This is a genomic window from Acidovorax sp. KPB24-03, from assembly GCF_057546605.1.
Map to the genome: position 1 here is coordinate 1 of NZ_BAAJYR010000349.1, position 3,686 is coordinate 3,686.

Here is a 3,686-nt window from a genome sequence, read left to right on the forward strand (position 1 = left end):
GACTTCGCCTTCATGCTGCAGCGCCGCCCGGGCGCCTACCTGTGGCTCGGCCAGGGCCGCGCCGAGCCCGGGCCCGACGGCGAGCGCGCGCTGCACCATCCGTGCTACGACTTCAACGACGACGCGCTGCCGCTGGGCGTGCGCTGGTTCTGCGAGGTGGCGGCGCGCGCCCTGGCTCCCACCTGATGCGGGCTTGAAGCCTGGCATCGCCCCGGCGCCGCACTTTGATTCCTTCCATCCACTTCATCGACCCAAGGGACCATCCCATGAGCATCACCGTGCTGCGCCAGTCCGCCACCCTCGGCGGCTTCGAACACCAGGGCACCCCCGCCCGTCCGCTGACCCTGCCGCCGTGCGAGTTCAGCGGCATCGACGTCGATCTGCAGGGCGCGGGCGAGAACCGCTCGGGCCTGTGGGAATGCACGCCCGGCCGCTTCGAGCGCCAGTTGGCCAATGCCGAGGTCATGCACATCCTGGCCGGGGCCTGCACCTTCACGCCCACGGGCGGCGAGCCGCAATCCATTCGAGCCGGAGACACGCTGTTCTTCCCGTCGAACACCACCGGCGAGTGGCATGTGACGCAAACGCTGCGCAAGGTGTTCGTGGTGCTGGCGGCGTAAAGCCTCCATCGGCGCCTGCGTTCAGGGGCGTGCAGGTCCGTCGCCGCTCGGCGCGGGCAGCTTCGCGATCACCTTGATCTCGAACTGGAAGCCGTAGAGCCAGGTCACGCCCACGCCGGTCAGCGTGGGGTGGGGCGCGTTGCCCCAGTACTCCGGCACGATGGCCCACACGGTCTCGAACGTCGATTCGGGATCGACGAGGAAGACCGTGACATCGACCACGTCGTCGAAGGTGCAGCCGGCCGCTTGCAGGATGGCGTTCAGGTGGTCGAACGCCAGCCGCACCTGCGCCGGCAGGTCGGGCTCGGGCGATCCGTCCTCGCGGCTGCCGACCTGGCCCGACACGAACAGAAAGCCGTTGGAGCGGACCGCTGGCGAATAGCGATTGCGGTCGTAGAGCGCGCGGCGCCCGGCGGGGAAGACGACGTCGCGTTGGGGCGTGCTGGTGGAGTTCATCAAAGGTTCATCGGGGCGAAGCCCCCCGGTGGTTGGCGATGCAGGCACTGTAGGCAGCGGCGGGCGGGGGATAAAGGGCCCAGTCCACCCATCACTGTTTGTAGACTCCAAACAATCCCTCCGCCACCTCCTCCTCCACCACCGCTCCCGCCACCGAAAGCACAGCGCCCATGGACCGTTTCGATGCAATGCAGGCCTTCGCCCGCGTGGTGGAGGCCGGCAGCTTCACCAAGGCGGCCGAGACCCTGCACATGAGCAAGACCACCGTGACCCAGCTCGTCCAGCAGCTGGAGGCGCGGCTGCGCGTGAAGCTGTTGAACCGTACGACCCGCAAGGTCAACGTCACGGCCGACGGCGCGGCCTATTACGAACGCGTGGTGCGCCTGCTGGCCGACATGGACGATGCCGAGGGCAGCCTGTCCAGCGCCTCCGCGCTGCCCCGGGGCCGCCTGCGGGTGGACGTGCCCAGCCCGCTGGCCCGCGCCATCCTGGTGCCGGCGCTCCCGGCCTTCCACGCCCGGTACCCGGACATCCAGATCGACATGGGCGTGAGCGATCGCATCGTGGACCTGATCGGCGAGAACGTGGACTGCGTGGTGCGCGGGGGCGAGCCCACCGATCCGTCCCTGGTCGCGCGGCGCGTGGGCGACCTGCAGCTGGGCGTGTATGCCGCGCCCGGCTACCTTGAGCGCGCGGGCACGCCGCTGCACCCGAACGAGCTGGAGAACTCGCACCACCGCACGGTGGGCTTTCTGTGGGCGCGCACCGGCAAGGCCTTGCCGTATGCCATGCACCGCGAGGGCGAACGCCTGGCCGTGCGGGGCCGCCATGTGTTCTCGGTGGACGACGGCAACGCGTACCTGGCGGCCGGCGTGGCGGGCCTGGGCGTGCTGTGGCTGCCGGACTATCTGGCGCGCGAGCCCCTGGAGCGGGGCGAACTGGTGGGGCTGTTCCAGGACTGGCGCCTGGACCCGATGCCGCTGTACATCGCGTATGCGCCGCACCGGCACGTCAGCCCGCGGCTGCGCGTGTTCATCGAGTGGGTGGCCGGCCTCATGGAGCGGCATGCACCCCTGGCCGGCCGGCCACGGGCGTGACGCGGGCCTGTCAGGCGGCCTGCTGCGCCGGCTGCGATGCCGCGAACCGGCCGATGAAGTAGGGCGCCAGCGGAATCGACGTCTGGCCCGTGGCGATCAGTTCGGCCATGGTCTCGCCCACGCCGGGGCTGATGGCGAAGCCCTCGCCGTTGAAGCCGAAGGCGTAGTGCAGTCCCGCCACCTTGGCGCTCGGCCCCATCACCGGTTGCCAGTCGGGGGTGTAGCCCTCGATGCCGCTCCACACGCGGATCAGCTGCACGTGCTCGAACGCCGGCACGAAGCGGCGCAGCTCGCGCAACTGGCGCAGCACGTTGTCGGGCTTCACGTAGGCGCGGATGCGGTCGGCATGCGCGGGCCCTTTCAGGCCGCCGCCGAAGACGATGTTGCCGCGCGCAATCTGCCGGAAGTACAGGCCCTCGGTCTCGATGGGGGACGACAGGCCGATGGACGGCCCGAGCGCGTAGGGCAGGGGCTCGGTCACGCCCATCTGCGGACCGCGGGCCTCCATCGGCACGGGCTCGCCGAACTGCTCGGCCATGCGGTTGGACCACGCGCCGCAGGCCACCAGCATCTGCGGGGCGCGAAAGCGCCGGCCATCAGCCGTGTGGGCGACGAAGCCGTTGGTGTCGCGCTCCACCTGCATCACCTCGGCATGCTCGACGATGTTCGCGCCCGCACGCCGCGCCGCGCGGGCGAAGGCCGGGCCGGCCAGGCGGGGGTTGGCGTGGCCGTCCTGGGGCGAGTAGGAGCCCGCCACCACACCGGGCGCGAAGATGCCCCAGCGCTGGCGCAACTGCTCGGCGGTGAACAGCTGCAGGTCCAGCCCCAGGGGCTTGACGTCGTGCGCGTGCTTTTCGAGCACCGCGGCCTGCTTTTCGGTGTAGCACACGCGCAGGTGGCCGTAGGGCACGAACTCGGCGTCTTCGCCCAGCAGCGACCGGATGCGGCCCCACACGGCGCGCGCGCGGTTGGCCAGCGGCATCTGGTGCAGCTCGCGGCCCTGGCGGCGCACGTTGCCGAAATTGGTGCCGCTGGCCTGTCGGCCCACCAGCTCGCGCTCCAGCAGCGTGACGGACAGGCCGTGCTGGCGCAGGAAGAAGGCCGTGGTGGTGCCCATCAGGCCACCGCCCAGCACCAGCACGTCGGTGTCGTGCGTCGTGGCGTTCTGGCTGCCGTGGTTCATGCCTGCACCTCGCGCGTGTTCATCATCAAAGGCTTGACCGGCGCCTGCGACCGCAGGCGGCCCACCTGTTCCACGGGAACGTGGCAGGCGCTCGCGACGATTTCCGCCGCGGCATGGCCGCAAAAGCGCCCCTGGCAGCGCCCCATGCCGACGCGGCTGAAGGCCTTGGCGCGGTTCACTTCCTGGCTGTCCATCTCGGTCACGCAGCGGCGCAGTTCGCCCGCGGTGACGGCCTCGCAGCGGCACACCACCGCCGCATCGGGCAGCGCCGCGGCCTGCGCATGCGGCCAGGGAAAGGCCCGCGCCAGCCCCTCGCGAAAGCGGTCCATC

The 3,686-nt window shown here is 70.8% G+C and carries 5 protein-coding genes and 1 pseudogene; 3 read left to right on the plus strand and 3 right to left on the minus strand.

The genetic code is table 11. The features are described 5' to 3' along the window. A pseudogene (locus AC27KI_RS20580) lies at positions 1–186 on the plus strand (amidohydrolase); the annotation flags it as partial. A gap of 80 nt (positions 187–266) precedes the next feature. Continuing rightward, a complete protein-coding gene (locus AC27KI_RS20585; RefSeq protein WP_284411872.1) occupies positions 267–620 on the plus strand; it encodes a cupin domain-containing protein in 354 nt (117 codons plus the stop codon). A gap of 21 nt (positions 621–641) precedes the next feature. Here AC27KI_RS20585 and AC27KI_RS20590 read toward each other — a convergent pair whose 3' ends face one another. Further along, positions 642–1,076 carry a RidA family protein gene (locus tag AC27KI_RS20590; protein ID WP_487115567.1) on the minus strand — a complete coding sequence of 145 codons (435 nt, stop codon included), beginning with the start codon at positions 1,074–1,076 and terminating at the stop codon, positions 642–644. 170 nt (positions 1,077–1,246) lie between these two features. Between AC27KI_RS20590 and AC27KI_RS20595 the strand changes: the two genes are divergently transcribed. Continuing rightward, on the plus strand, positions 1,247–2,173 hold the full coding sequence (locus tag AC27KI_RS20595; RefSeq protein WP_487115569.1) for a LysR family transcriptional regulator: 927 nt from the start codon (positions 1,247–1,249) through the stop codon (positions 2,171–2,173). A gap of 10 nt (positions 2,174–2,183) precedes the next feature. On the opposite strand, the gene AC27KI_RS20600 is transcribed toward AC27KI_RS20595, so the two are convergent. Beyond that, positions 2,184–3,356, minus strand: a complete 1,173-nt coding sequence (locus AC27KI_RS20600) for an NAD(P)/FAD-dependent oxidoreductase (protein ID WP_487115571.1) — start codon at positions 3,354–3,356, stop codon at positions 2,184–2,186. Next, positions 3,353–3,686 (minus strand): (2Fe-2S)-binding protein (locus AC27KI_RS20605; protein ID WP_487090255.1); only part of this gene is annotated, 334 nt, incomplete at its 5' end. The genes AC27KI_RS20600 and AC27KI_RS20605, both read right to left, overlap by 4 nt.